Below are 24485 nucleotides of genomic sequence, written 5' to 3'. Positions count from 1 at the left end.
CCATAAGGTCAGGAGGATACCTCATAAAAATAATGAAATTTCCGTAGAAGATTGAATTGTATTTGCCTAAAGTTAAGAACCCGGCAAAAAAAGTTACAGAAAGAAGTTCAAACTGCGTAACTTTTTTGTAACCCAATGTGGATTTCTGTAATTCAACAAAAACTGGTTACGCACTTTTTCCAGGGAAAAAACAGCATCACTTTTATCATATCCTGCGCAGGATACTTCTAGGGAAAAGCTCCTAGAGAGAAGTAAAAGAGGGCCCATGTTAAAGGCCAGGCAAAGCGGGCTTTCCGCATAACTACTCTTATAGACACTTCCCATGACACTTCGGAGGTAGTGTACCACCTCCACGGGGCTGTGCATGTGGGTGTTCGAGCGCATCCACAGCCCTTTACTCGGACGGTTTTGTTCAATTTTAACCGTTAAAAAAATGAAAACTTTAGTTAAAACAGTATGGATATGGCTTGTATTTGCAACAAGTGCTTGTGGATTAATCGGCAGTAACGAGGATCTAAAACCAAAGGAAATCATCGATGAAGTGGTCATCACTGCTCCTATTCTAAGTAAAATCGGCGATGATACCACGGATAGAGACACTCCTTAAAAAATTCAAGACGATCGGATTCACCTCATATTGAAGTATTTCCGATCGTGTTCCCAACCACTCACGATACAAAAAACCACATTCACGTACTCGGATTCTAGCTTGACGAAGAAAATTTTCGAATAAGACGCAAATTTTCCAACTAGAATGAAATTCAACAATTTAAAACTATCAAGCCCTATGAAAGACAACCAGAAAAACGCAAAATAATAAAGATTTATTTCGGCTCAATTGACAAAAATCACCTTGGAGCCATTCTACAAAAAGTCTGTTCGTGAAAAACAGGTTGAATGACTGGAGGGAAGTAAAGAGAGTCTATAAAACAAGTTTCGAGTGCCGAACTACCAGACTGAACTTCCCGAAAATTCTACATACCTATCACCATATCAGATAAAGCAAAAACTAACGCAAATTAATTTTCACTCAAAAATCAAGAAAAAATGGAAAAGTCAGTAAAAATTTCACTCATCTTAATTCTCCTGGTTTCGGGATCAATTCATTCAATTAAGGCACAAACTGCTGAAAGTCCCGTGAAGAAATTCTCATTCTCATTTGCTATTGATCCTAGCTTCGGTGATTATCTTGGAGTCTCCTCAGTTTTTCCCCCATCAGCAATATACTTGGAAAAAGGGATAGCAGGTATTACGAGTTTAGGTCTTGGAATCGGTGCAGATCTTCAAAAAAGTGAGTCTGACTATGTAAGAACTGGGATTGGAATCAATGCCCGATTCGCCGGATATGCATTTCAAATCATGGAGAAAATCTCCGGCAATCCAGTGAATTCGTATGGATTGGAACCCTTTGCTGCCGTCACATTCGGACAATTTTATACAATATCTTCTGTCCAAAACGGAGACCCAGTAACCTTTAGCTATAATAAATTAGGTTTTAACCTAGGTACAAGGTGGTATCCGGGAAACAGAAGAGGCTTCGGACTATTGGCTGAATACAGTACAGTGGGAAACACCGGAAGAGGCTCATCGATTAATGTAGGAATAACTTTAGGCCGATAATTAAATAAAATGGAAAATTTCGCCCAAGTCAAGCTACTATTGGTTGTAATCTGTATGGTCATGTTCTCATCTTGCGGGAATGATGAAGAAGAGCCGATAGTTTGTCCCGTGAGCCATGAAATTGGTCAGGAACTCTCCGATCTGGTCAAGGATATCGGCTATGCACAAATTGCATTCGCAATGGATTCTAACCGACCAAAATGTTTAGCAGTTTCAAACGCCTACAACAAATTTATTGATAGAATCACCTCTTTGGAGTTGTGTATGTCGGAAGAGGAATTTGATGGCTTTAGATACTTAATTGACACAGGAAAAAATTTCGGAACCACCTGTTCGAGCTTCCAATAAAGGTCTATCGTAAGTGTAAAAGGCGGAAAATATCTGCCTTTTACTATTTACTCTGAACTCCCAACTATGAAGTTTGGCGATATATATGTTTTTAAATCTAGAAATTTAGTCTCTGAGTCCCATAATTAGCAGTCGCTGGTGTACGACAATTCCTTTTTTAGGCCAGTTTTACAAAGTTGTCTTCCATTTTTACATGAAAGTTAATTTCTGCTTTTAGCCATATCAGTTTTTCTTGCTTTCAAAATATTCCACTCAGTTACTTTTCGCTTTTTGCTTTCATAGTCAGGAAATTCAAAGGAGTCATTATCGCAATTGATGAATTTTTGTAATCTTTAATATTTCGAGTAATAATAGCATCTAAACCGTTAATGGTTAAAGCGGATGAATATTGAACAGAATCCTCATAATCCGAGAAATTGCTTTTTAGGGCTTCAATAATTTCTTTTTTGGTGGTTCCAACGATTTCGGTCATTTCTGTTAGCGTTTCAACAACTTCAATTGTCTTCTTATGACCTAAAAACCTTCTTACAATATAGTAAATGTTATTAACGCTTACTGCTGATATAAAAATCGTCACCTTTTTTTGTTCGTTAAGTTCAAAAAGTTCACTTGCAGGATTTGCATGAGGGTCTCTGTCTGTAAAAAAGTCTATGACCACATCAGAGTCAACAAAAAGTTTATACGCCATATTTTTTTGAAAGTTCTTCCGTTAAAATTTGCTTGTAGTCAAGATTATCGTTCGCTTTAATTATCCCCCTTAATTTTCGAACTTTAGGAGAAAGTTGCTTTTCGCTAACTTTTACTCTCTCTGCGGTTACAAATTTGAAATAGTTTTCAACCAGTTCTGATAGGCTTTGCCCTTTTTCTTTTGCGTATTTTTTTGCAATCTCTATGACCTCCTTCTCAATTGTCAATGTCAATTTTGTATTCATCTTAATTTGTATTTAAAACAAAGATACGTGTTGAGGTTTAAATTTACAACACGTGTCTTCTAAATGAGAGGCAACAACTAATCCTCCACCAACCCCTCCAATTTCATCCCCCTACTCCCCTTAATCAAAATCAAAAATCTTCTGGTTTGGAGTCGGAAAGCCAAATTCTAAATAAGAGGGGGTGCTTTGGGTGCCGTTGCCCTTAGTACTTTTTCGGCAAGTTCCTCTTATGTTAGATTAGCTTCTTTTCGGGCCTCTTTAAGCATGACGTCAAGTCTGAACGCAAGCGATTGAGCATCATATTTGTCCCTTTTTTCAGTTCCTTTTTTTCCGTATTTTCCTATAAGGAGGTCCTCAAAATCCGTTACATTTTTCATAATTGGTAAACAAATTCAAATTAAAGTAGCTAAGACCAATTTCTAGTATTGTGTGCAACCACTATATATACTCCACCAACCCCTCCAACTTCATCCCCCTACTCCCCTTGATCAAAATCAAATAATCTTCCAGTTTCGAATCCGATAGCCAAATTCTGAACGAAAAAGGGTCTGGGAAATAAAGTGCTTTCGGTGCCGTTGCCAGAGCCGATTGGATTAGTTTGCCGCTAAGGCAGATTTTGTCTATATTCATCCCAGCAAGGATCTCTCCCAGTCGGCGATGTTCATCTTCAGCATGCTCCCCGAGCTCCAACATGTCTCCGAGGATAACCATCTTGTGGGACTTGCCTTCCATTTTATCAAAGGCTTTTAAGGCTTCCCCCATACTGGATGGGTTAGCATTGTAGGCATCAAGAATGATCAGGTTGCTGCGTTTTTCCAGCAGTTGGGAACGCATATTGGATGGCCGGTAGTTGGAAACGGATTTTGCGGCATCAACAAGTGGTACGTCAAAAAACTTTCCTACCGTAAGGGCTGCCGCTATATTGTCGAAATTATAGCTCCCTATAAGTTGGGACTGAAAAACTTCGTCGCTATCCCCTACCCTGAAGCTGACAAAAGGATCCGCAGCAACCAGCTCCACTTCGCAGAAACTGCCCTTTTCCGGAAAAAGTACCGGTTCCTCAAACCTCCGGATCATATTCGAAAATATAGGCTGCCGGGAATTGATAAACACCTTACCTGAATTTTTCCGTAAATGCTGGAACAGTTCTGTCTTCGTTTTCAACACGCCCTCAGGTCCTCCCATCCCCTCCAGATGGGCCTTTCCGATGTTGGTGATCAGTCCATGAGTGGGGTTGGCTATTTCGCAGAGCTCCTGAATATCCCCCTGCTTGTTGGCACCCATTTCGATAATGGCTATTTCCACGTTATCCGTGATGCGCAAAAGCGTCAGCGGAACACCGATTTGGTTATTTAGGTTGCCGATTGTCGCCAGCGTGTTATACTTGCAGCTTAGAACCGCATGGAGAAGCTCCTTGGTAGTAGTCTTTCCGTTACTGCCAGTCAATGCAACAATGGGAATATTCAATTGCTCCCGGTGAAAAGCCGCTAACTCCTGCAAGGCCCGCAACCCATCGGTAACCAGTATATAGCGTGAATCATTGTCCACTGCATAGGGTGCTTCATCCACTACGACGGCGGATGCACCTTGTTCCAGAGCTGTTGCGGCAAATGTATTGGCATTAAAGTTCGGACCTTTGAGCGCAAAAAAAAGGTTTCCTTGCCCAATCTGCCGGGTATCGGTGGAAACGCCGGTCGATGAAAGAAATCGTCTGTATAGTTGTTGAATGTCCATGGATTGGATTGAAAAACCGAAGAAACAATAGGTCAAACGAAAGTATTTTTGACCCTATTTTGAATAAAAACAAAAGTAATATATCCGGTATCAAAAAGTATCGTTTAACTTTAAAAATAAAACCGCATGCGTCTCCCTTGCCTCTTGGTCTTATTCCTTAACTTAAGTTGGGCCTCCGCCCAGCAGCGATATGCGCTAACTACAGATATTCAGGCCGATTACCAGGGCAAAAGTCTATCCATGCCATTTGCAGGAGGCATCAATGCCGCACAGATACAGACCCTCGACGTCAACGGTGATGGATCGGAGGAATATATTGTGTGGGACATTAACTCCCGCATGCTAAGCGTATTTCGGGAAACCCAAAATGGCGGATTTGAACATTTCCCTCAAGCAAGCTATTTTTTCCCATCCGATATCAGTGGTTTTTTGGTATTGGCTGATTATGACGGGGATGGACGCAAAGATTTATTTACCGGAAGTCCCTTTGGGATCAAGGCATACAGAAATGTCACACCCGGCACTTCCTCAACCCCCCAATGGGAGGAAGCCCAGGCTTTCCTCCGGCTGGACAACGGTTCCAACGTCACGGCCAACAGCTTGGATATTCCACTGATAACTGATATTGACGGGGATGGGGACTTGGATATTCTAACGTTCAATTTTGCCACCGGAGACTACTTGGAGCTTTACCGCAATACAAGTATGGATCGAAAAGGTGTCGCGGATATCGACGGATATGCCTCGGCCCAAATAAGATGGGGAGGATTTGAATTCTGCAGTTGCGGCACCTTTGCCTTTGGGTTTACCTGCGGGGGCATGCCGATTACATCTGAACTTCCACCATTGGAAACAGCACGCATTGAACATGCAGGCGGTCACTCCATTCTCTATGAGGACCTAAACGGCGACGGTGTCCGGGATTTGCTAATGGGGCAGGATTTATGCAATACCCTGTATTTTCTACCAAATAAGGGCACCGATGCTGCGCCAGTTTTTGATGAGTTCCTGCTGGAACTGCCCCAAACCGGAGCCTTGCCTCAATTTCCAATCTTCCATGCCGCCTATATGGTTAAAGAAAAATTGATTATAACCACCAATTCCTCCGAACCTTCCGCCAATTTCCTGGTGGATTATAGTTCCAGTCTATATGAATACTCCTTGAAGGTGGAAAACAGTCTGGCAACAAACCGATTTTTGCAGGAGGACATGTTTGATTTTGGGGAAAATGCAAGGCCCTTTTTTGAAGGAAACCCGATTAATGGCAACTTGGTTGTCACTGCCAATCAAATCCAAGCCGGACAAGCGACAAGCAAGGCATACCAATTAGCTTTGGAGGAAGGAAATCTCCGGATAACCGATGAAGATTATTTGAACCTTTCGCAACTTCAGCTTAGAGAAATGAGCTATCAATCTTACAGAACTGCCGGCGGAACCAACCTACACCTTGTGACCGGGGACCAAATCTTAAACGGAATACCTGAGAAAAAAATATACTGGACTGCCCCTGATCAACCTGGGGACTGGAAGGAAAGTCAAGTTCCCGGATTTTCACTTCGTGGGGTGGATGACCTAACTTTCTTTGCTCACGATGGAATAGATTACCTGCTTTTGGGTAGGCAGACGGGGGAGCTGGTTTTATTTACCGTGGATTTCGGTGAAAACAGTCTGGATATAGAATTGGTTGAAAGGAATTTTTTGGGTTTTTCCGACAATCCGGTTAACCGTGGATTAACGGTTGCTGTGGTTTCTGGAACTACGCCTACCCTGTTGGCTGTCGATCAGCGGGGAGTCCTTCGCTCAGTGACTGATTTTATGAAAAATCCCAGTACAGAGATTGCGCAGGTGTCGGTCGGCGAAAACCAGTGGATGGAAACCCGGTTGGGAAGAAATACCTGGATGACAGCTGTCTCCAACCCCTTTGGTATTAGTCATGATCTGATTCTAGGTACTCGAGCTGGTGGATTGCTTTATTTCAGCGGAATAGCGCAATCGGGAAATGGTGGTGACGAAACTCTACAGGTGAAGCTTTATCCCAATCCAGCACAAAATGGTACCTGGATTCTAGCCAGCAAGGCCGCAGCCATGGATATTATTGATCTATCCGGGAAGGTAGTGCAGCAAGGCATTGCGCTTTCAGCGAACCGGGAGACAGAAATCGGGCTTTATGGAATGGCCCCCGGGGTATATATATTAAGACTCACAGGAGAAAGCAGGGAAATTGTCCACAGGAAATTAATTGTGCGTCCTTAAAAATCACCCCAAGCGAAACGCATCCGCATCTTTCCAAGCGGGAAATTTTTCTCTGTATTCGTGAAGTTGGTCTGCATTTAGGGTAAACAGTAAGGTCATTTCGGTTTCTCCCCCAAAACATATCCTATTCCCTTTAAAATCATACAATCCGGAATGACCGTTATACGCAACCTCATTTCCATCGGTACCTACACGGTTTAGGCCAAGTGTATAACACCAATTCTCCACGGCTCTTGCGGGAAGAAGCACATCCCAAGCGGTTGATCTAGCTGCCGGCCAGGAAGCTACATAAAACGAAAAGTCATAGTCAAAACCTCCTTCTTTAGTTGCCCGGTTTCTGGACCAAACCGGAAAACGAAGATCGAAACATACCTGGGGTAAAATCTTCCATCCTTTTAGGTCAAAGATGGGTTGGGTAGTACCCATGTTATAGTGCGCATCCTCCTTGGCCATGCGGAAGAGGTGACGCTTATCGTAATGCAGGACCTCTCCATCAGGTGTGGCCCATAAAAGGCGGTTAAAATATTTCTCCCCTTCCCGTATTACGACACTACCTGTAATAACGGCTTTGGTCTGGGAAGCCATTTGCTTCATCCACTTGGTGGTGTCCATGTTCATATGTTCCGCCACCCTCTCTGCCTCCATGGTGAATCCGGTAGTAAACATCTCCGGCAATACAATCAAGTCAACCGCCGACTCCAATTCCCAGATTTTTTCTTCAAACATGGCAAGGTTTGAACCTCTGTCGTGCCAATAGACGGAGGATTGGATTCCTGCTACTTTGAGATTTTCCATTTACCTTGAATAAACTGTCTTGTTGTTAAGTGTAACGCTGATCCATAGTCCGTTTGAAAAAAGGACAGGTCTCTTCAATTCGCTCTCATTCAATAGATCAAAAATCCGCTTTATCCCCTCCAATTACCTCATCAGCTTGTTTTCTCTCAATATTCTTGCAATAAGTGGGTTTCTGGGCTCATGTACCCACTCCAATTGGTGAAGAAAATCAAGGATAAACCATCCGATAATCTGTCGAGACTTTACCCTTGCTGATATCTATTAGTTTACTTTTCACCATCCGCTTTTTCAGCCCTTTTAGATAATCGACAAACAGTATTCCCTCCAAATGGTCATATTCATGCTGTATGACTCGGGCAGTAAGACCGGAAAACTCTTCCTCCTTTAGGTTCCAGTTTTCATCGTAATATTCCAAGGTAAGCTTTTCGGGGCGGATAATTTCCGCACGCACCTCCGGGATACTAAGGCAGCCCTCTTCAAAACTATACGCATCCCCATATTCATCAAGAATTATAGGATTAATGAAAGCCCTACGAATGCCCTTTTCCTCCATGTCCTCATCCAACATCAAGTTGCTGTCTATTACAAAGAGCCGGACACCTTTATTTATTTGCGGAGCCGCAAGGCCTACACCATTGGCATTTTCCATGGTGGAAAACATATCTTTTATCAAGGCCGAAATGTCTTCACCTTCGGTAATCTCTTCAGCTTCCTTTTTTAAAATTGGGTTCCCGTACGCTATGATGGGATATATCATATTTTTTCCAAATAAGTTTGTAAAATAATAGCCGCACTGATTTTGTCCAGGTTTCCGGCCTTTTCTTTCCGATCCTTTTTTTTGCTTCCCATGGTGATCATAGATTGCATCGCCATCTTGGAGGTAAACCGTTCATCTACCAATTCGACTGTTTTTTCGGGGTATGTCTTTACTAGTTTTTTCTGCAGCTGCAATACATGGGGGGTCATCTGTGTAGCCGTTCCGTCCAGTGATTTAGGGTATCCCAACACAATGGTATCGACGGGCTCTTTTTCAAAATAAGCAGTCAAATACGTGAATAGTGTGTGGGTGGGAATGGTCTCCAAGGGGTTTGCCAACAGCTTCAACGGGTCTGTAACTGCCAAACCTGTCCGTTTGGTTCCCAAATCTATGGCAATAATTCTACCCATTAATTGGATTTAATCTTTAGTAACAATTTCCTTTTGACATCCTTCTCCAATTCAACAGCTTTGGGAAATAGCAGGTCATTCTCAATTTTGGCATGTACAATCAACTCCTGCTCAAGCTTTTGCAGTTCCATATAAAGAATTTTGATAGCAATGGGGGCATCTGCTGGCAATTGATAATCGGTAGTGAGTTTGCGAATACCTTCCATTTCATCATCATGGGCTTCGTGTTCCTCTGCCAGATCAAGGATGGATGATTTTTCAAAAATTTTCACCGCCGTTTCCATCGGTGTAATGTTTTTTTCTATCTCCTGTAATGAAAAAATCCTATTGAAGAGGGTGTCTTCTTCTTCATGGATATGGTGGATAAAATCATCCACAAACAAAGGAAACATCAGCCGCAAATCAGCCAACAGGGATTCGTACGGTCTTAAATGGTGTATACCTTCCACCATGCTGGAAAGAAATGGAAGTTCCTGCCTGATAAAAAAACGGTGCTTTTTCTTAAGATATCCGACGAGAACTTCTATGGAGTGTAGGTACAATTCTTCCGTGCTGGGGTCTTTACTTTTGGCCCAACGTTCCAATTCTGCCACCACCTGTTTGGGGCTTACTTTAAATTTCCGGCAAACTTCTTCCAGCGACTGCTGCTCACATTGGAAAAAACTGATTCCAAAATAATGAAGCACAGCCGCTAACCCCTGGTTTTCATTCACCAGATCAGCGATGGATCTTTTATACATGTCTCCAGAAAAGCCCATAACTACAAAAGTAGAAATTTTTTTACTGAAAAAAGAGCAAAAAGAAACATCGAATTTTTATTTGTTACGTTTATCTAAACGAAACGCCTTTAAAAACTGTTTAATTGTTTAAATGGATTTTTTCCATTTAATTTAAGGATGCAAGTTCATAAGATTTCGTATTTAACTAAGCAATAAACGTGAGCCAAGAAAAAAACACAAAGACACAGATTCGGCTTCCAATCATATTAGCCCTCGGTATTTCTGCGGGTATATGGATAGGTGCTACTTTTGCTGAACCCAAAAGCGACCGAAACGATCTAAAATCAGCCATTTACAAACTTCAGGAAATAATAACCTATATCAACAGGGATTATGTGGATAGCGTAAACACCAATGAATTGGTGGAATTTGGCATTGAAAAAATGCTGGGAAAGTTGGATCCACATTCCAGTTACATTACTGCAAAGGATGCTACACTAGCCAAATCCCAACTGGAAGGCGAATTTGACGGTATTGGAATTGAATTTGGCATCCTGCGGGATACTATTTATGTGGTGTCCCCCCTTACCGGAGGCCCTTCTGAAAAACTTGGCTTACTACCCGGTGATCAAATTGTTACCGTGGACGGAAAGACAGTAGCAGGAACCGGCATAACCAACAGAGACGTATTTGATTTGCTCAGAGGTCCCAAAGGCAGTGTAGTTGACATTGGCATTAAGCGCAAAAACCAGAAAGATCTTATCGATTATGCCATAACGAGAGATAAAATCCCCCAGTATAGCGTCAATGCTTCCTACATGATAAACGATGAAATCGGATATATCAAAATAACCCGATTTGCCGCCAATACGCATGAAGAGTTTAGAAAATCGCTACAGGACTTGAAAGGGAAAGGCATGAGAAAACTAATGCTTGATCTTCAGGGAAATCCAGGTGGATATATGGGTGCGGCTATTAATATAGCAGACGAGATTCTGGCAGATAATGCGGTTATCGTTTCCCAAGAGGGTAAACTGAGCCGTTTTAACCAAACAGCCACAGCAATGAGGCCGGGAGCATTTGAGGATGGTTCCGTCATTGTGTTAATTAATGAAGGGAGTGCATCAGCTTCCGAAATTGTAGCCGGAGCGCTTCAGGACAACGACAGAGGTTTAATCGTGGGAAGAAGGTCTTTTGGAAAAGGACTGGTACAAATGCCAATAGATTTGTCTGACGGTGCAGAGCTTAGGCTTACAATCGCCAGATATTACACGCCTTCCGGCAGGTCTATCCAGAAACCCTACGGTTCAGGTGAGGATGATTACGGAATGGATTATTACAATCGCTTGGAACATGGGGAATTATTCAGTGCTGACTCCATCGTCTTTGACGACAGTCTGAAATATGAAACGGTAAGTGGACGAACTGTATACGGTGGTGGTGGTATCATGCCAGACTATTTTGTACCCTTGGACACGACAATGAGCAGTCCCTATGTCAACCGTTTATTTGGTTCAGAGGCTTGGAGAGAATTTATCCTTGACTACTTGGATAAGAACAAGAAAACCTATGATGGCCTCTCCTTTGCTGATTACCACGCAAACTATGACGTTTCTGACGCCATGCTCAATGAATTGATCAAAGTTGGAGAAAAGAACGATGTGAAATTTAATGAAAAGGATTTTAGCAAGTCCAAAGGGTACCTTAAAACCCTAATCAAAGCCCATATGGCGAGAAATCTGTATGATGACAGTGCTTTCTACCAGGTAATTAATGATATCAACGAAGTCTATCAGCAGGCCCTTTTGCTCTTCGATGAGGCTGCGAGGTTGGCATCAATAGAATAACCGTTTGTTTTTAAAACTTAAAAAAGGCCAAGAAAAAACTTCTTGGCCTTTTTTTCTGCCATATTCGGTCAAATTTTTGTTACTTCGTAGTCTCACTTCCATCTAAATTTATAACCCATGCAATACCTAACCTTTTGTATCACCCTAGTAATTGCCTCCATCAGCATGAACGCACACAGCCAAACTAAGATCAACCACGTGGCTATCTATGCCAAAGACATCAAAGCCAGTGGCGAGTTTTATGAAAACATTGTCGGACTTCAGGAAATTGAGGAGCCTTTTAAAGATGGCCTCCATATCTGGTATGACATGGGTATGGGGACCTCCCTTCATGTCATCGCCCGAGAAACACCCTGGGCTAATCCGACCATCAACAAGGACAATCACCTGTGTTTTAGTGTGGAGGATTTGGATGGTTTTATCGAAAATATCAAGAAGAACAATATAGCATTTGAAGATGCTCCGGGAAATGCCGGGAAAATCAATGTCCGTCCTGACGGTATACGGCAAATCTACATACGTGACCCTAGCGGATATTGGTTGGAGATTAATGATGAGTATTTATAGAAGAAAATTTCTTATTTGAAATATTTTCGAAATATCCATATACCAGTTTTAATCAATCCGAAGAACTTAAAAAGAAAAGGAATCGATTCTTCCCGTTGCAATGAATCGTTTCCGCTTTCCTTTATTTCATTAAGAAAAACTTCACGAACATCCAAATTGATAATATTTTTATAAGGAATAATAAACATGTTTCCGCTTGTGTTTTCAAGCGGAATTGCTGCACTTTCGGTTATTTTTCTTGTAGAAGTCAAGATAATTTTACTTAAAGAATTATTTGAAGCAAGGTAATATTTATGAAGAAATCCTCTATAAATAATTGATTTTCCTCCTATATCGACCAGAACAGTTACTATTATTTGGTTAGGATCTATCTTCCTTGCTTTTTTAAAATCTCTAATTTTCTCTATAGAACCTTCCCCACCATTTTTTTTAAGATTGGTAATTTTCTGATTTATTTCTTCAATTCGGTTTAGTTTATGAAACCTCCCCGATAGAATATTGTCCCATTCATTAGTGATCGGAAATTTTATAAATCGTATATCCCAATTTAAGCATACTATAAAGCTTCTAAAAAGAACTCCAACGATTCCACCAAGAAAAGACTGACCTATCAAATAGGTTAAAAAAATAAAAATAGATTTATCGAAAATGAAAGCATCTAATTCCTCTCCTTTTCCAAGAAAAAACAGATAAAAATCTTTAAAATTAAATGTATAATAATCACTTTGAGATATTACCCCTAATGCTACAAAATGAGCTAGAATAGAATAAATAAAGACGATGGATACTTCCGCTTTAAATGAAGTATCTAAGGGATTCTCAAAAGACTCAGATTTGATAACAAATGATCTAAAAAACATCCCAGGTAGAATCAACAAAATAATAATTATACTACCTAGGGCAATACTCATCGAATTATCCTATCGCTTTATCCCTTCCAAATTGATTCATTAGGCTTTCAATACTTCCGTCGGATACTTCGTATTTTTTTCCTGAAATGGTCACCTGTATTCCATTAATGGATTCACCTTTCTCAATATTCTCCATCAATTTATCCATTAATTTTTCCCTCTCTTGACTTGAGGAAAATAAATTCGAATTTTTTGATTTTACTGCATCCATAGTGAAAAATAAACAAAATAAATGGGAAAAAAAATTCCAAGCTAACATTAATAATAATGGATTGCGACATTGTTATACAGTACTGGCAGCCAAGATGGTTGATCACGCTACCTCTCCCACTAAAACCCGAATCTGTTGATCTGTGCCTTGATAATATCGGATCGGGCGGATTTGAACGGAATTTTTTTACCAAATGAGGTAATTCTATTCGAAGTCGGCCACGTTAGTGGTCGGATCTTAGTAGAATAAATCGATTTATTTTTATCCAGTTTTGGCCGAGACGATGGTTGTGGTGTCATTACTCTCCCGCCAAAACCCGAATCTATAAAACTCTGATTTGATGATATCGAACGGAACGCGGATCAGGCGGATTAAGCGGATTTGAACGGATTTGAACGGAATTTTTTTTACCAAATGAGGTAATTCTATTCGAAGTTGGCCACGTTAGTGGTCGGATCCCGCCAAAACCCCAATCTTTCAATCTCCTCCTTCCCCTACATAGCGAGGGAAGAGCTGGGGCAGTTTTGGCTCCCGGGATAATTGAGGTGATGCGCCCCAAACGGTCTCCAAAAAGATTGGCATAATTATTATACCGAAAAATTGAATTACCTAACCAATCACCGAGATTTACAGTCACAAATAAATTACCTTTCAAATGCAACCACACCTAAAATCAACATTCATCCATGAAATGGCAAGGTAGAAGAAAAAGCAGCAATGTAGATGACCGACGGGGTTCCTCGGGCGGATTCGGCGGAGGAAGAGGGATTAACCCCATGATGCTAATCCCGCTGTTGCGGATGCTTTTTTCCAAGACAGGGCTTATCCTTGTAGCCGTCGTCGTCGGGGTGATGTGGCTATCCGGTACTAACCCGCTTATGCTTTTGCAGCAGTTTACCGGAGGCTCTCCCAGCTCCCAACTTAGCCCCTACCAAGCAACAGACGCTGAAGAGGAATTGGCGGACATGTCTAAAGTCATGCTGGCGGATACAGAGGATGTTTGGAACAAACTCCTGGATGGGTATCGGGAACCTACCCTCGTTCTATTTACCGGTAATCTTCAGTCCGGATCTGCTTGCGGATTTGCCTCTGCGGCCACTGGACCCTTTTATTGTCCCGGAGACGAAAAACTCTACCTGGACCTGAGTTTTTTTGAAGATATGGCCACGAAACTCGGGGCTCCGGGAGATTTTGCTCAGGCTTATGTTATCGGCCACGAGGTAGGGCATCACATACAGCACCTGACCGGTATTCTAGACAAAGTCCATGCAATGCGGGGCCAGCTCTCCGAGGTGGAATACAACAAACTTAATGTCCGACTGGAATTGCAGGCAGACTTCTATGCAGGAGTCTACCTTCACCATTCAAATAAGGCATTGGGATATATGGAGGATGGGGACATAGATGAAGCCCTAAACGCTGCAAGCGCAATAGGCGATGACCGTCTCCAAAAACAGGCGGGGGGGCGGGTCGTTCCGGATTCGTTCACACACGGCACTTCTGCCCAACGGGCCCGATGGCTCAAGAAAGGCTTTGACACCGGAGATATCAATCAGGGGAATACCTTTGATGTGGAAACTTTATAAGCCCTTACGGTCAGGAAAAATAATTCCCACGTTGAACAAAGTTGACCCCAACCGATTTCGAATTTTGCCAAAATTGCACAAAGGGATAGCAACAAACAGAATAATATATTGGGATTACTAACATTTACCCTATTACCTATTAAAAGGCTAATAACGGATAATTGACCGCAGATTAGTCGCAACCGGGGGTTGCAAAGATTCAAGAGTAAAAGAAGCATGGGTTAATATTCTGTTATCAACCCATAAGTTATTTATATGTTAACGGAAGAGAAATTTGGCACCATTCTTATACTTTTACAAGGGCATATAATCAACTAACTTTAAGATAAAACTTGAAATACCATGAACAGTGAAATAAAAGAACAGTTTCAAACCGCGTTAGTAGCAGGCCTTGCCGTACTGGGAGCTTATGCAACCAGAAAGATACTTGAAAAATCATGGAAAAAAACGACCAAAAAAGATCCACCTGTAGATCCAACCGACGATTCGAACTCATGGTTGGAAATCTTTGCTTGGGCAGCAGTCACCGGAATTGCGGCTAATGCCGCAAGGGTGATGCTTACCTGGGGGGTCACCGAAGGAATTGAGAAATTGGAAGATGAGGTATAAAAAAGAAAAGCAGGGGAATTTATCCCCTGCTTTTTTTACTTCCCTTGGGCGTGTTGTTGAATCTTTTTAAACATATCTCCAAAAATCCCGTCACGTCTCAAATAGGTGGTTGTTCTGTACAGGTGTCGGCTGTGGTCTACACTGTAGGTGAGCTGATCGGTAAGTATGGGACTGGATCTGATTTCCGTAGAAAACCAGCCGGGATTAATCACATAAGCCACGGCGGAAATATCCCATATGATTTTTGACCATGCAAACGTATTCCCTTTATTGTAGTCGTTGAAAATTTCCACCAAATAATCCCCGATTTCTCCTTGACCTTTTAAGTAGAACTCTACCTCAGACCGTGTAGTCAGCAAATGAGAGGTCACCGGTTCGGTGGGAATCTGTATTAGTGGCACACCAGAATCAAACAATACTTGGGACGAATGGGGGTCCTGCATTAGATTAAATTCGGAAGCAGTGCGCCAGTTGAGTCCCTTGCCTCCGAGCCAAACGACGATGATCTTTTCGGCAATTTCCGGTGCCAATAAGATGGCGGAAGCCACATTTGTAGGAGCTCCCAGGGTCAATACATAAAGGGGTTCGTCAGAACTTTTAGCCCTCCGGATTAAGTCACGGGCGGCTGGACTGTCTACAGGGTTTCCTTTATCAGCCATGAACCGGTCCGATCCCCGAAATACAAAATTTTCAGGTATTTCTCTTCCCATTTTTTCCAACAGCCGGATAATTTCCTCATAGCTTTTTTCCATACCATCGCTGGGACTGGTGGAGCGGTTGTTCAGGTAGGGAGCTGCATAAATAGCCTCCACGTCCATATTCTCTGGGGAAAGCAAGGCATATACCACGGCAAACTGATCATCGATCTCATTGTAAGTGTCAGTATCTATCACCGCTCTGATTTTCCCCTCAACAGGCTTTAACCGCTGAAGGCGGAAATCATCGGTTAACTTGGCGTATTGTTGGGAAAATGCTGTACCTGCAAGGAGCATGGTCACCGACAGCATTGTGAGGAAGCGAAAACCTAAATTTACTTTCTCACCCCTCCTGATAAATTGATGATTTCCCCTATGAGAAGTTTTGTTTTGATGATTACTGAAAGGTTCTATCATTTGACTGTTTTTTTGGGCGTGAAACAAGAAAATTACACAGAGGTGATTAAATCTAATAGTTTTTCTTTATGAATCGGTTTGATAATAAAGTCCGACACCTCCTTTATGGTCTTCGCCATGGCCATATCTTCAGGAGAAATAGAGGAAGAACATATGTAAATATGTATTTTTTTTGCCATAAACGGATTGATTTTTACAAATTCATTTAGAAATTGCCACCCGTCCATAATCGGCATGCTCAAGTCAAGAAAGAGGATATCAGGCAATTCATCCACGTCATCCCAATTTTCTTTAAGAAAATTGATGGCATCCAGTCCATTGCCAAAATCATTTATCAAATCTACACGGTTGGTTTTTTTGATGGTTTTCTTCGTCAGGTAAACAAAAACGTCATCATCGTCTACCAGAGTAAGCTGTTTTATTCTTTCCATGCTGTTTGACCCTCTATTTCTATAAAAAAAGTACTTCCTTTTTCAGGTTGGCTTTCAACCCAAATTTTTCCACCCATAGCTTCTACTTGAGTTTTCGTCATAAACAGTCCAAAACCATTGGCATCTTTGTGCTTGTGAAAAGTTTTACGGATCTTAAATAAATTATTTTTATGCATATCCACATCTATCCCCAATCCGTTATCCGCTACTGACAAGCGCACTTTTCCGTTGATATCCTTAGATGCAATCCGAATCATCGGTTTTCGGTCCGGGGATTTGTACTTCAGGGAATTGCTGATCAGGTTTGTCAGTGCACTTTCCAGATATTTTTGGGGGAAATTGACATAAGGAACTTCGTCAAAGTCCAGGTGAATTCTTGCTCCTGATTCCTCAATCTGAGGGGAAAAACCCACTAGAATCTTATCTACCGCTTCTTTAAGAGCTATGTCATCGGAGGCAATTTCCGTATCCTGCTGTACTTGAATGGATTCTACCAATTCGTTGAAGACATCCATCAAATGGTTGATGACGGGCTTTATTTTTCGCTGCATTTCAAGTCGCTCCTCTTCATCTTCAGCATAGTCCAGATAATCGACCAACATGGAAATATTCACCAGGGGTGCACGGAGGTTGTGGGATACAATATTGCAAAAATCAATAAGCTGTTTGTTTTTGTTTTCCATCGCTTTGATATAGCCTACAGCCCGCTCATTGCTATTTTTAAGTTCTTCTTCGGCCAGCTTCCTTTCGGTTACGTCCGAGCGGATGGCTACATACTGATAGGGTTTTCCGTCGGGACTCAAGAAGGGCACTATGGTAGTATCCACCCAATAGATGGTGCCGTCTTTTGCCCGGTTTCTCATTTCTCCTTTCCAAACCCTTCCTTCCGCAATGGTAGTCCAAAGTTCTTTGATAAATTCGGCGGAATGGTACCCAGAATTGATTATTCGATGATCCTGTCCGAGAAGTTCCTCCATAGAAAACTTGGAGATTTTGCAGAAGTTATCGTTCACATGCGTGATGATTCCATTTTGATCCGTGATTGCTACAATGGCCGATTCATCCAAGGCGTACTTGTAGTCCGAAATTTCCTTCAATGTACTGGTAAGCATTTCCTCACCCTTCTTCCGCTCTGTAATATCGGAACGAATTGCAACATACTGATAGGGCTTTCCTTCACCATTCAAAAAAGGAACTATCGTGGTATCTACCCAGTAAATAGTGCCGTCTTTAGCCCGGTTCCTCATCTCCCCCTTCCAAATCTTTCCTCGGGCTATGGTTGTCCATAAATCTTTGATAAATTCTTTTGAGTGGTAGCCGGAATTGATAATCCGGTGATCTTGGCCAATGAGCTCCCCTGCGGAATACTTGGAAATCTTGCGGAAATTCTCATTTACATGTTTGATAATGCCCTTTTGATCCGTAATAGCTACAATGGCTGATTCGTCAAGTGCATATTTAAAATCTGATAATTCTTCCATATTTTATCTAAAAAAACCTCACTGTCTTTATTGGAATGCGGCTAAAGGAAAAACAATTCCCGAATTTGATCGGAATAGTTCAATTATAATCTACTAGTAAAGATAGGCAAAAAAAGCATTAGAACTAAATCACAATATATATGAGGAGGGGAATAAGCTAGCCATTATGCCGGATTGTGTGTATGAACGGGATTGATTTGAGATTTTAGATTTTGGATTTTGGATTTCAGATTTCAGATTGTAGATTTTAGATTGTAGATTGTAGATTTGGGATTTATGATTTCAGATTTATGATTTCAGATTTATGATTTCAGATTTCGGCAGGGAAAAAATGATTCGCTCCGCGGCAAGACGCCAAACCAAGCATTCACTGGTTTTGGCGGTACCGGGATGTCTGTAATTGTCGGTTTATGCGGCCAAAATACACTAAATACCTTATTTCTTAACCACCGGGTTGAAACCCGGGGCTACTATTTCGGCCATCCCTATGGGATTTTTTGATGTGTTCAGGACGGGATTGTATTTTCGGAAGAAAAATCATCTAAATGGACGGCATCGATCGCCCTCCCCTAAAGGGCGAGGGAGGGGTGGGGCAGTTTTGCTTCAAACCCATTTACAAAATCATATCCTCAAACACCTCGTCCAAATCCAATACAAATCCCTCAACAGCCTGCGAGACAACCCGGTCCCCATAGGTGAAAATCTTCGAAGCTTCATACCGACCATCTATCAATGTATAGACAAGCAAGGTGCATTCATTCGGATGGATCACCCAGTATTCCCGGACACCGGATTCTTCATATACTTCATATTTGTTTTGCAGTTCCTTTTTGTTGTTGCCCGGAGAAAGGACTTCTACTACTAGGTCTGGGGCGCCTATGCATCCTGCCTCATCCAGCTTGTCCGGATCACAAATAACGCAGATGTCCGGTTGAACAACCGTGTCGATATCTTCATTTCTCTTTGATTTTACCGGAAGCCGAACATCAAAGGGAGCAATAAAAACACTACACTTTTTCCTTTTTAGATAAATAGAAAGAGCCACAAACACATTACCGGCAACCTGTTGGTGGATTACTCTCGGTGCAGCGGCTTGCCTAAATACCTTTCCCCGTATCAGCTCTACCATTTCGTCTATCTGCCAAGTCAGATAATCGGCATAGGTATAGGTTCCATATTCGGAAAATGGCTCTTCGACTTTGTTCGGAGTATCTTGCTCTTCCATAGCTTGAATGTAAAAAAAATCAGTGATAAAAGAAAAGACATCAATGAAAGAAGCCCGTGGTGTTTTTTCCGGGGATTGCGCAAATGAACGCAGATTAGTATAAGAAAAATTTTTATCTAAAGGCCTAAGCGATATCGGAAAATCCTAGAAGCAAAGATCTGCGGGATCCTCTGCGAAGATCAGCGGGATCTGCGGGAAACATCAGCGAAGATCTCCGGGAGATTTTTTTCCCGCAGAACTTGTCCCGGCTTTTCGGGGTTGCGCAGATTAGTATAAGAAAAATTTTTATCTAAAGGACTAAGCGATATCGGATATCCTAGAAGCAAAGATCTGCGGGATCCTCTGCGAAGATCAGCGGGATCTGCGGGAAACATCAGCGAAGATCTCCGGGAGATTTTTTTCCCGCAGAACTTGTCCCGGCTTTTCGGGGTTGCGCAGATTAGTATAAGAAAAATTTTTATCTAAAGGACTAAGCGATATCGGATATCCTAGAAGCAAAGATCTGCGGGATCCTCTGCGAAGATCAGCGGGATCTGCGGGAAACATTAGCGAAGATCTGCGGGGGATTTTTTTCCCGCGGAACTTGTCCCGGCTTTTCGGGGTTGCGCAGATGAACGCAGATTAGTATAAGAAAAATTTTTATCTAAAGGCCTAAGCGATATCGGAAAATCCTAGAAGCAAAGATCTGCGGGATCCTCTGCGAAAATCAGCGGGATCTTCGGGATCTGCGGGAAACATTAGCGAAGATCTCCGGGAGATTTTTTTCCCGCGGAACTTGTCCCGGCTTTTCGGGATTGCGCAGATGAACGCAGAAAAACATCTGCTAGGAAATATGTTTTAAAGGGGAACTACTGGAGTAAAAAAGTAACCGCAAAGTACGCTAAGGAGGCGCAGAGTCCGCAAAGTTTGAGGTAAAATACTATGTGGGCTATGTGAACTATTGAAGTAAAATAGAACACGGATCATGCGGATGAAACGGATAAAACGGATTTTTTCGGGTTGAATTAAACCCTCGATGTCAAAAAAAACAATCCGTACAAATCCGTACAATCCGCCAAATCCGTGTTCCATTCGCTCCAAAGTAGAATAGAACACCGATGACTCGGATGACCCGGATAAAACGGATTTTTTTGTGTTGGATTAGATCGACATCGATATAAATAATCTGCGGGAAACTTTTTTCCAGCTAAGCTTCAGATGACTAAAGTACAATCCCCACTCCCAGGGTCACTCTCCATCCATTCCATTCCGCAGTAAGATCCTTTCCATCGGAGGTCCTGAAGAACTGCTCCTCATTGTCTTTCAACTTTCCATCGGACCGGAATTCGACACCAAGTCCAAATTGAAAGTTAAACACGCCAACAGCATGGCCAAGCATGAGGCCGGGACGAATTCCAACATTTGTCGCGTTTAATTTAAACTGCTCGATCTCGGGCTGTCCCCCTATTTGAAATTCAGATTTAATTCTCTCAGTAACCGTTGCGACAGACCCGTGGGCCGTAACATATAAAGGCCACTCTTCCGATTTATTTACACGGTACTGCGCAAAGGGTCCTCCCTGAAACGATGTCAATACCTGATCCATCATTGCATGTCCGGAGTAATCTTTGTAATGCAATCTGCCCCCCGTGGAGGCAAATTCAAACCATAGTCCCATTGACGCTTTTGGCGCTATTTTGAAACCAGCGGCAGCACCAAATGTCGGAAAATTTGGGAATTGATGCACCTTACGGTATGGTATCCCTGATTCCCGCAGAAAATCCTGCTGAAAAAGCTTCTGCGATTTCATGGAATAGTTGCCCAATCCGACACGAAAAACCAAGGTCGACTTCTCCTGCGCGTATGCGCTGAGAAAAAGACCAAATTGGAGGATAATCAATATAAGTACTTTCATCTGTTTATATTTTGATTTTTAACGGTCAGATGGAATCTCGCAATAATAATCATCCCACTGTGTGACGGGTACGTCATGCTCGATTTCATGTGTTTATAATTGTTTTCCAGTTGCCACATGGAATCTCGCAATTATAATCATCCCTCCGTGCGTCGCTTGCGTCATGCTCGATTTCATGGAGCAGATTCAATATAACCTTGTTCATACAGCAGGTAGGAGTCTGCGTAATGTTTATATCCTCCTTGATACGTCTTTTCAAAACCCATGGAAGTTACATTGTATAGTTGGAGTCGATCATTATAGGAAAATACAAGGTAACCACTTACAGGGTCGTAAAATGCCGCAAACAAGTCAAAAAGGGAGGGCATTTCGTCACTTCTGAGACGGGTCAGGTAGGAATCCGGATTTTCAGGCGGGTTGGAAAGATCAAATACCGTTATGTGGGTGGGGTCAGATCCCCATCTATATGCTGGATTTATAGCTGTCATGACTTCACTTCCATTATTAAGAAAAATCGGAAATCCGGGGTCTATCCTTCCATACTGCTCTGCATTGCCTTCTTTCAGTTCATATACCCAGGCTTCAAATGTATTTACTATCAAAAACCTCCCATCCTCAGAAATAGCCGGAAGTTGATAGAAGGGTTGTGAGGTATGCCAAATTACCTTTTCACTGGTAATATCATATAATAAAGATTTTCCTGCCACTCCCATGGTAATCAACCCTTTGTTGGATACACTTCCCAGCAAAATCCTATTGTAATATCCAACGGAAAAATTAATTTCACGTAAAACGCTATTCATTACGTGGTGTTGGAGGTTGTCAAAATTATGCGGGTCCACACTAATTATTTTGCTCTCGTCGATATCATTCACATGTCCAGAAATATAAATCCTAGATTCGTCCGGACTTACTACCACTACATCATGGGCCCATGTTAATCCCAGATCCGTATACCGAAGACTATCTTCCACCTGTATGGAACCCTCTAACGTATACCTATATAGCATTTCCGAGTTTCCTATCAACAGTTTTTTGGATTTGCCAAGCATTCTAAAAAAAGAGAATGGTTTAAGATTTGGTTTGGGAATATACTCGACGACTTCACTACATATCCGGCTTCTTTTGTTGCGGTCGTAAAATTCCAACGTGATGTATAAGGACTGTGCAATATGCAGTAACCCCAGGTCAATTTCTCCGGATGGGGTAAAGGGTGTCCTTCTTTCCTCACTAAAGTAAGACTGAGGCCTAATGTAGATCTCATGGTTTTCCCCGGGGAATTTTCTATCCGTCCATGAAAGTGTCGCTTGCCCACTGGGGCTTCTGGTGATGACAAAATCAGCGGCTTTATGATAAAAGGAGCCTTCACCCAGCACCGTTTCAAAACCAAAACCTTTGGCCGTTATCTTATAGTTTATATCCCCTCCAATATAGTCATAGTCTATAAATTGATTTACCAGGGGATTGGTCACAACCGTGTCAGAACTGGGTAAAAAGGGGCCGCTGTTTCTCTGAATTTTATAGCTGAAGTTTTGCTGGTTTGTCTGATTCTTCCATTTAAAAGTAAGAAAGCCGTTTTCAATTTCAGCCGTAAATGAATCAAACACAGGTGGGGTTGGATCTATGCGGACTTCAAACGCCTGGTCCACCACATAATTCTCCGCCCCCACAATATTCGCCAGACTGCCGGACTTAGTGTTTAGAAAACACCTTACCGAGACCGTATGGTTGCCTACCCTGATTTGGCTGGGGTCTAACGTAAAAAACAAATCCCGGTTATGTTGTACCCATGAGTAAATTTCCGAACCAGCCACCTTTACTTCAGAAGCAACAAGTGGGTATGTGGCATCTTGAAGTTTTATATGGAAGTTGGTTGGTTCTACTAAATAATAGGGGTAATTAAAGGCCGGATCGTTTAATTCAAAGGTGACTGTAATTGCCTCTGGAGGAGTTATAGTTGCGACAAACTCTTCATGTGGCTGAAAGGCACACCCGTACAACCCTATTATAACGGCCAGGAAAAATAGCTGCTTAGCATTCATAATAACTCAAGACAATTTAAAAAAAACCTATGTCCGTAACTGTTTTTTCTCAGGTAGATGCAGCAAAAAAAAGCCATCAAATTCACCCTGTGTCAACGGTACGAAAATAGGTTTAAATTGGGATTAATTTACTTATGGTTGGGATTTTATTTTTACAGATCCAAAGGCGGAGTTGATAGGTTGAGAATTACGAATTACGGTTGATTAGTTATGGGTTATGGGTTATGGGTTTTGGGTTGACCATGCCTAAAAAACGTTGACCGTTTATTGGTACCTTTAGCCCATCATACTGCTGTGACCGGGCCTAAAAAATTGCTAGCAGGTTTTGAGTATATGTCCCGATTTTCGGATTTTGGTGGACAACTATTTCCAGCCCTGAAGGGGCAAAATATCATAGTCTGGGGTGTAGCGTAGCGAAGCCCCAGGTTAAGAATATACATCTCGATTGTGTTTTGGCAGCGGATATGGTTGAAGAAGCCAGCCTCTCACGCCAAAACCCAGATATGGTTGGTTCTTCCTACCTATCGATTGATAGATATCTGATCGATACCGGATTTGTGTGCATATTGTCTGGAGGAAAAAAGGGTTGGTTCCGACAACATGATGGCAGACCAACCGTCCACGGGGTTTTGGCGGGAGAGTGTGATCAGAAATTGGCCTGATTGCGGCCAAAACGGGGCGATGGGACGTTGTTTCTTAACCCCCGGGTTGAAACCCGGGGCTACTATTTCGGCCATCCCTACGGGATTTTGATCCTTGATTACCCAAATACTACTAAGATTACAGGGCTACGCCCCCGGATTTTCGCGGTAACGGTCTCTTTGGGGGTAATCAAAAAACTTTGACTTAATCAACCAAACCTCACTCCAGCCTGCCGTTATCTTTCAGAATCTTGATTACCTCTTCCTCCGGCAGTTTCACCAATCTGGCAATACTTTCGGTATCAAATCCCTCGTCAAAAAGGTTGAGAACAACTTCTGCTTTTCCTTCGAGTTTTCCTT

Annotated in this window: 26 protein-coding genes; 8 read left to right on the top strand and 18 right to left on the bottom strand. The window is 42.1% G+C overall.

The window, feature by feature from the left end:
- Positions 1–93: 93 nt before the first annotated feature.
- Positions 94–384 carry a hypothetical protein gene (locus tag FQ608_RS15375; protein WP_158859128.1) on the bottom strand — a complete coding sequence of 97 codons (291 nt, stop codon included), beginning with the start codon at positions 382–384 and terminating at the stop codon, positions 94–96.
- A 49-nt stretch (positions 385–433) separates the two neighbouring features.
- Here FQ608_RS15375 and FQ608_RS15370 point away from each other — a divergent pair, with 49 nt between their 5' ends.
- The 3 genes from FQ608_RS15370 to FQ608_RS15360 all read left to right on the top strand — a co-directional run bounded on the left by FQ608_RS15370 (position 434) and on the right by FQ608_RS15360 (position 1968).
- The gene (locus tag FQ608_RS15370) at positions 434–607 is read left to right on the top strand and encodes a hypothetical protein (protein WP_158859127.1); all 174 of its coding nucleotides are present in this window, start codon (positions 434–436) and stop codon (positions 605–607) included.
- Between the two features lie 440 nt (positions 608–1047).
- Entirely contained in the window at positions 1048–1620 is a 573-nt protein-coding gene (locus FQ608_RS15365; RefSeq protein WP_158859126.1) for a hypothetical protein, read from the top strand.
- 9 nt (positions 1621–1629) lie between these two features.
- Complete coding sequence (locus tag FQ608_RS15360) at positions 1630–1968, top strand: hypothetical protein (RefSeq protein WP_158859125.1); 339 nt, start codon at positions 1630–1632, stop codon at positions 1966–1968.
- 256 nt (positions 1969–2224) lie between these two features.
- Here the strand turns inward: FQ608_RS15360 and FQ608_RS15355 are convergent, their stop codons facing one another.
- The 4 genes from FQ608_RS15355 to FQ608_RS15340 all read right to left on the bottom strand — a co-directional run bounded on the left by FQ608_RS15355 (position 2225) and on the right by FQ608_RS15340 (position 4634).
- Complete coding sequence (locus FQ608_RS15355; protein ID WP_158859124.1) at positions 2225–2656, bottom strand: type II toxin-antitoxin system VapC family toxin; 432 nt, start codon at positions 2654–2656, stop codon at positions 2225–2227.
- Positions 2646–2900 (bottom strand): DUF6364 family protein, encoded by a 255-nt coding sequence (locus tag FQ608_RS15350; RefSeq protein WP_158859123.1) that lies wholly within the window; start codon positions 2898–2900, stop codon positions 2646–2648. The genes FQ608_RS15355 and FQ608_RS15350 overlap by 11 nt, the downstream gene beginning before the upstream one ends.
- A gap of 227 nt (positions 2901–3127) precedes the next feature.
- The gene (locus FQ608_RS15345; RefSeq protein WP_199856393.1) at positions 3128–3277 is read right to left on the bottom strand and encodes a hypothetical protein; all 150 of its coding nucleotides are present in this window, start codon (positions 3275–3277) and stop codon (positions 3128–3130) included.
- Between the two features lie 61 nt (positions 3278–3338).
- Positions 3339–4634, bottom strand: a complete 1296-nt coding sequence (locus FQ608_RS15340) for a UDP-N-acetylmuramoyl-tripeptide--D-alanyl-D-alanine ligase (protein WP_158859122.1) — start codon at positions 4632–4634, stop codon at positions 3339–3341.
- 126 nt (positions 4635–4760) lie between these two features.
- Here FQ608_RS15340 and FQ608_RS15335 point away from each other — a divergent pair, with 126 nt between their 5' ends.
- A complete protein-coding gene (locus FQ608_RS15335) occupies positions 4761–6887 on the top strand; it encodes a T9SS type A sorting domain-containing protein (RefSeq protein ID WP_158859121.1) in 2127 nt (708 codons plus the stop codon).
- A 3-nt stretch (positions 6888–6890) separates the two neighbouring features.
- On the opposite strand, the gene FQ608_RS15330 is transcribed toward FQ608_RS15335, so the two are convergent.
- The 4 genes from FQ608_RS15330 to FQ608_RS15315 all read right to left on the bottom strand — a co-directional run bounded on the left by FQ608_RS15330 (position 6891) and on the right by FQ608_RS15315 (position 9607).
- Entirely contained in the window at positions 6891–7682 is a 792-nt protein-coding gene (locus tag FQ608_RS15330) for an amidohydrolase (RefSeq protein WP_158859120.1), read from the bottom strand.
- Positions 7683–7890: 208 nt separating this feature from the next.
- Complete coding sequence (def, locus tag FQ608_RS15325; RefSeq protein ID WP_158859119.1) at positions 7891–8439, bottom strand: peptide deformylase; 549 nt, start codon at positions 8437–8439, stop codon at positions 7891–7893.
- Positions 8436–8849: a Holliday junction resolvase RuvX gene (ruvX, locus tag FQ608_RS15320; protein ID WP_158859118.1), complete on the bottom strand. Its 414-nt coding sequence runs from the start codon at positions 8847–8849 to the stop codon at positions 8436–8438. Before ruvX ends, def begins: the two co-directional genes overlap by 4 nt.
- A complete protein-coding gene (locus FQ608_RS15315; RefSeq protein ID WP_158859117.1) occupies positions 8849–9607 on the bottom strand; it encodes a hemerythrin domain-containing protein in 759 nt (252 codons plus the stop codon). Before FQ608_RS15315 ends, ruvX begins: the two co-directional genes overlap by 1 nt.
- 179 nt (positions 9608–9786) lie before the next feature.
- Here FQ608_RS15315 and FQ608_RS15310 point away from each other — a divergent pair, with 179 nt between their 5' ends.
- Together FQ608_RS15310 and FQ608_RS15305 are read left to right on the top strand one after the other, a co-directional pair.
- On the top strand, positions 9787–11415 hold the full coding sequence (locus tag FQ608_RS15310) for a S41 family peptidase (protein WP_158859116.1): 1629 nt from the start codon (positions 9787–9789) through the stop codon (positions 11413–11415).
- A 117-nt stretch (positions 11416–11532) separates the two neighbouring features.
- Positions 11533–11982 carry a VOC family protein gene (locus tag FQ608_RS15305; protein ID WP_158859115.1) on the top strand — a complete coding sequence of 150 codons (450 nt, stop codon included), beginning with the start codon at positions 11533–11535 and terminating at the stop codon, positions 11980–11982.
- Between the two features lie 11 nt (positions 11983–11993).
- Here FQ608_RS15305 and FQ608_RS15300 read toward each other — a convergent pair whose 3' ends face one another.
- The gene (locus FQ608_RS15300; RefSeq protein ID WP_158859114.1) at positions 11994–12893 is read right to left on the bottom strand and encodes a hypothetical protein; all 900 of its coding nucleotides are present in this window, start codon (positions 12891–12893) and stop codon (positions 11994–11996) included.
- Between the two features lie 4 nt (positions 12894–12897).
- Positions 12898–13041: a hypothetical protein gene (locus FQ608_RS15295; protein WP_158859113.1), complete on the bottom strand. Its 144-nt coding sequence runs from the start codon at positions 13039–13041 to the stop codon at positions 12898–12900.
- A 749-nt stretch (positions 13042–13790) separates the two neighbouring features.
- Between FQ608_RS15295 and ypfJ the strand changes: the two genes are divergently transcribed.
- Complete coding sequence (gene ypfJ / locus FQ608_RS15290) at positions 13791–14690, top strand: KPN_02809 family neutral zinc metallopeptidase (protein ID WP_158859112.1); 900 nt, start codon at positions 13791–13793, stop codon at positions 14688–14690.
- A gap of 342 nt (positions 14691–15032) precedes the next feature.
- Entirely contained in the window at positions 15033–15299 is a 267-nt protein-coding gene (locus FQ608_RS15285) for a DUF4235 domain-containing protein (protein ID WP_158859111.1), read from the top strand.
- Positions 15300–15334: 35 nt separating this feature from the next.
- On the opposite strand, the gene FQ608_RS15280 is transcribed toward FQ608_RS15285, so the two are convergent.
- The 7 genes from FQ608_RS15280 to FQ608_RS15250 all read right to left on the bottom strand — a co-directional run bounded on the left by FQ608_RS15280 (position 15335) and on the right by FQ608_RS15250 (position 24221).
- A complete protein-coding gene (locus FQ608_RS15280) occupies positions 15335–16411 on the bottom strand; it encodes a nucleoside hydrolase (RefSeq protein ID WP_199856392.1) in 1077 nt (358 codons plus the stop codon).
- Positions 16412–16443: 32 nt separating this feature from the next.
- A complete protein-coding gene (locus tag FQ608_RS15275; protein WP_158859110.1) occupies positions 16444–16842 on the bottom strand; it encodes a response regulator in 399 nt (132 codons plus the stop codon).
- Positions 16830–18323 carry a PAS domain-containing sensor histidine kinase gene (locus tag FQ608_RS15270; protein WP_158859109.1) on the bottom strand — a complete coding sequence of 498 codons (1494 nt, stop codon included), beginning with the start codon at positions 18321–18323 and terminating at the stop codon, positions 16830–16832. Before FQ608_RS15270 ends, FQ608_RS15275 begins: the two co-directional genes overlap by 13 nt.
- A gap of 613 nt (positions 18324–18936) precedes the next feature.
- Positions 18937–19548, bottom strand: a complete 612-nt coding sequence (locus FQ608_RS15265; RefSeq protein ID WP_158859108.1) for a Uma2 family endonuclease — start codon at positions 19546–19548, stop codon at positions 18937–18939.
- 1201 nt (positions 19549–20749) lie between these two features.
- Positions 20750–21442 carry a hypothetical protein gene (locus FQ608_RS15260; RefSeq protein WP_158859107.1) on the bottom strand — a complete coding sequence of 231 codons (693 nt, stop codon included), beginning with the start codon at positions 21440–21442 and terminating at the stop codon, positions 20750–20752.
- 173 nt (positions 21443–21615) lie between these two features.
- On the bottom strand, positions 21616–23484 hold the full coding sequence (locus FQ608_RS15255; protein ID WP_158859106.1) for a hypothetical protein: 1869 nt from the start codon (positions 23482–23484) through the stop codon (positions 21616–21618).
- Between the two features lie 521 nt (positions 23485–24005).
- Positions 24006–24221: a hypothetical protein gene (locus FQ608_RS15250; RefSeq protein ID WP_158859105.1), complete on the bottom strand. Its 216-nt coding sequence runs from the start codon at positions 24219–24221 to the stop codon at positions 24006–24008.
- Positions 24222–24485: the final 264 nt, after the last annotated feature.

The organism is Lunatibacter salilacus (assembly GCF_009797935.1).
GTDB lineage: Bacteria > Bacteroidota > Bacteroidia > Cytophagales > Cyclobacteriaceae > Lunatibacter > Lunatibacter salilacus.
Note: the sequence above shows the minus strand (reverse complement) of the source record. Positions and strands in the feature narration are given on the sequence as shown.

Excerpts from the sequence above, each read along its gene's own strand:
- ruvX (WP_158859118.1), bottom strand. The coding sequence starts at position 8,849 with ATGGGTAGAATTATTGCCATAGATTTGGGAACCAAACGGACAGGTTTG.
- FQ608_RS15365 (WP_158859126.1), top strand. The coding sequence starts at position 1,048 with ATGGAAAAGTCAGTAAAAATTTCACTCATCTTAATTCTCCTGGTTTCG.
- FQ608_RS15370 (WP_158859127.1), top strand. The coding sequence starts at position 434 with ATGAAAACTTTAGTTAAAACAGTATGGATATGGCTTGTATTTGCAACA.
- FQ608_RS15345 (WP_199856393.1), bottom strand. The coding sequence starts at position 3,277 with ATGAAAAATGTAACGGATTTTGAGGACCTCCTTATAGGAAAATACGGA.
- FQ608_RS15355 (WP_158859124.1), bottom strand. The coding sequence starts at position 2,656 with ATGGCGTATAAACTTTTTGTTGACTCTGATGTGGTCATAGACTTTTTT.
- FQ608_RS15255 (WP_158859106.1), bottom strand. The coding sequence starts at position 23,484 with ATGAATGCTAAGCAGCTATTTTTCCTGGCCGTTATAATAGGGTTGTAC.
- FQ608_RS15305 (WP_158859115.1), top strand. The coding sequence starts at position 11,533 with ATGCAATACCTAACCTTTTGTATCACCCTAGTAATTGCCTCCATCAGC.
- FQ608_RS15340 (WP_158859122.1), bottom strand. The coding sequence starts at position 4,634 with ATGGACATTCAACAACTATACAGACGATTTCTTTCATCGACCGGCGTT.
- FQ608_RS15285 (WP_158859111.1), top strand. The coding sequence starts at position 15,033 with ATGAACAGTGAAATAAAAGAACAGTTTCAAACCGCGTTAGTAGCAGGC.
- FQ608_RS15350 (WP_158859123.1), bottom strand. The coding sequence starts at position 2,900 with ATGAATACAAAATTGACATTGACAATTGAGAAGGAGGTCATAGAGATT.
- FQ608_RS15280 (WP_199856392.1), bottom strand. The coding sequence starts at position 16,411 with ATGATAGAACCTTTCAGTAATCATCAAAACAAAACTTCTCATAGGGGA.
- FQ608_RS15360 (WP_158859125.1), top strand. The coding sequence starts at position 1,630 with ATGGAAAATTTCGCCCAAGTCAAGCTACTATTGGTTGTAATCTGTATG.
- FQ608_RS15300 (WP_158859114.1), bottom strand. The coding sequence starts at position 12,893 with ATGAGTATTGCCCTAGGTAGTATAATTATTATTTTGTTGATTCTACCT.
- FQ608_RS15260 (WP_158859107.1), bottom strand. The coding sequence starts at position 21,442 with ATGAAAGTACTTATATTGATTATCCTCCAATTTGGTCTTTTTCTCAGC.
- FQ608_RS15315 (WP_158859117.1), bottom strand. The coding sequence starts at position 9,607 with ATGGGCTTTTCTGGAGACATGTATAAAAGATCCATCGCTGATCTGGTG.
- FQ608_RS15375 (WP_158859128.1), bottom strand. The coding sequence starts at position 384 with ATGCGCTCGAACACCCACATGCACAGCCCCGTGGAGGTGGTACACTAC.
- FQ608_RS15275 (WP_158859110.1), bottom strand. The coding sequence starts at position 16,842 with ATGGAAAGAATAAAACAGCTTACTCTGGTAGACGATGATGACGTTTTT.
- ypfJ (WP_158859112.1), top strand. The coding sequence starts at position 13,791 with ATGAAATGGCAAGGTAGAAGAAAAAGCAGCAATGTAGATGACCGACGG.
- FQ608_RS15270 (WP_158859109.1), bottom strand. The coding sequence starts at position 18,323 with ATGGAAGAATTATCAGATTTTAAATATGCACTTGACGAATCAGCCATT.
- def (WP_158859119.1), bottom strand. The coding sequence starts at position 8,439 with ATGATATATCCCATCATAGCGTACGGGAACCCAATTTTAAAAAAGGAA.
- FQ608_RS15295 (WP_158859113.1), bottom strand. The coding sequence starts at position 13,041 with ATGGATAAATTGATGGAGAATATTGAGAAAGGTGAATCCATTAATGGA.
- FQ608_RS15250 (WP_158859105.1), bottom strand. The coding sequence starts at position 24,221 with ATGGCCGAAATAGTAGCCCCGGGTTTCAACCCGGGGGTTAAGAAACAA.
- FQ608_RS15330 (WP_158859120.1), bottom strand. The coding sequence starts at position 7,682 with ATGGAAAATCTCAAAGTAGCAGGAATCCAATCCTCCGTCTATTGGCAC.
- FQ608_RS15265 (WP_158859108.1), bottom strand. The coding sequence starts at position 19,548 with ATGGAAGAGCAAGATACTCCGAACAAAGTCGAAGAGCCATTTTCCGAA.
- FQ608_RS15335 (WP_158859121.1), top strand. The coding sequence starts at position 4,761 with ATGCGTCTCCCTTGCCTCTTGGTCTTATTCCTTAACTTAAGTTGGGCC.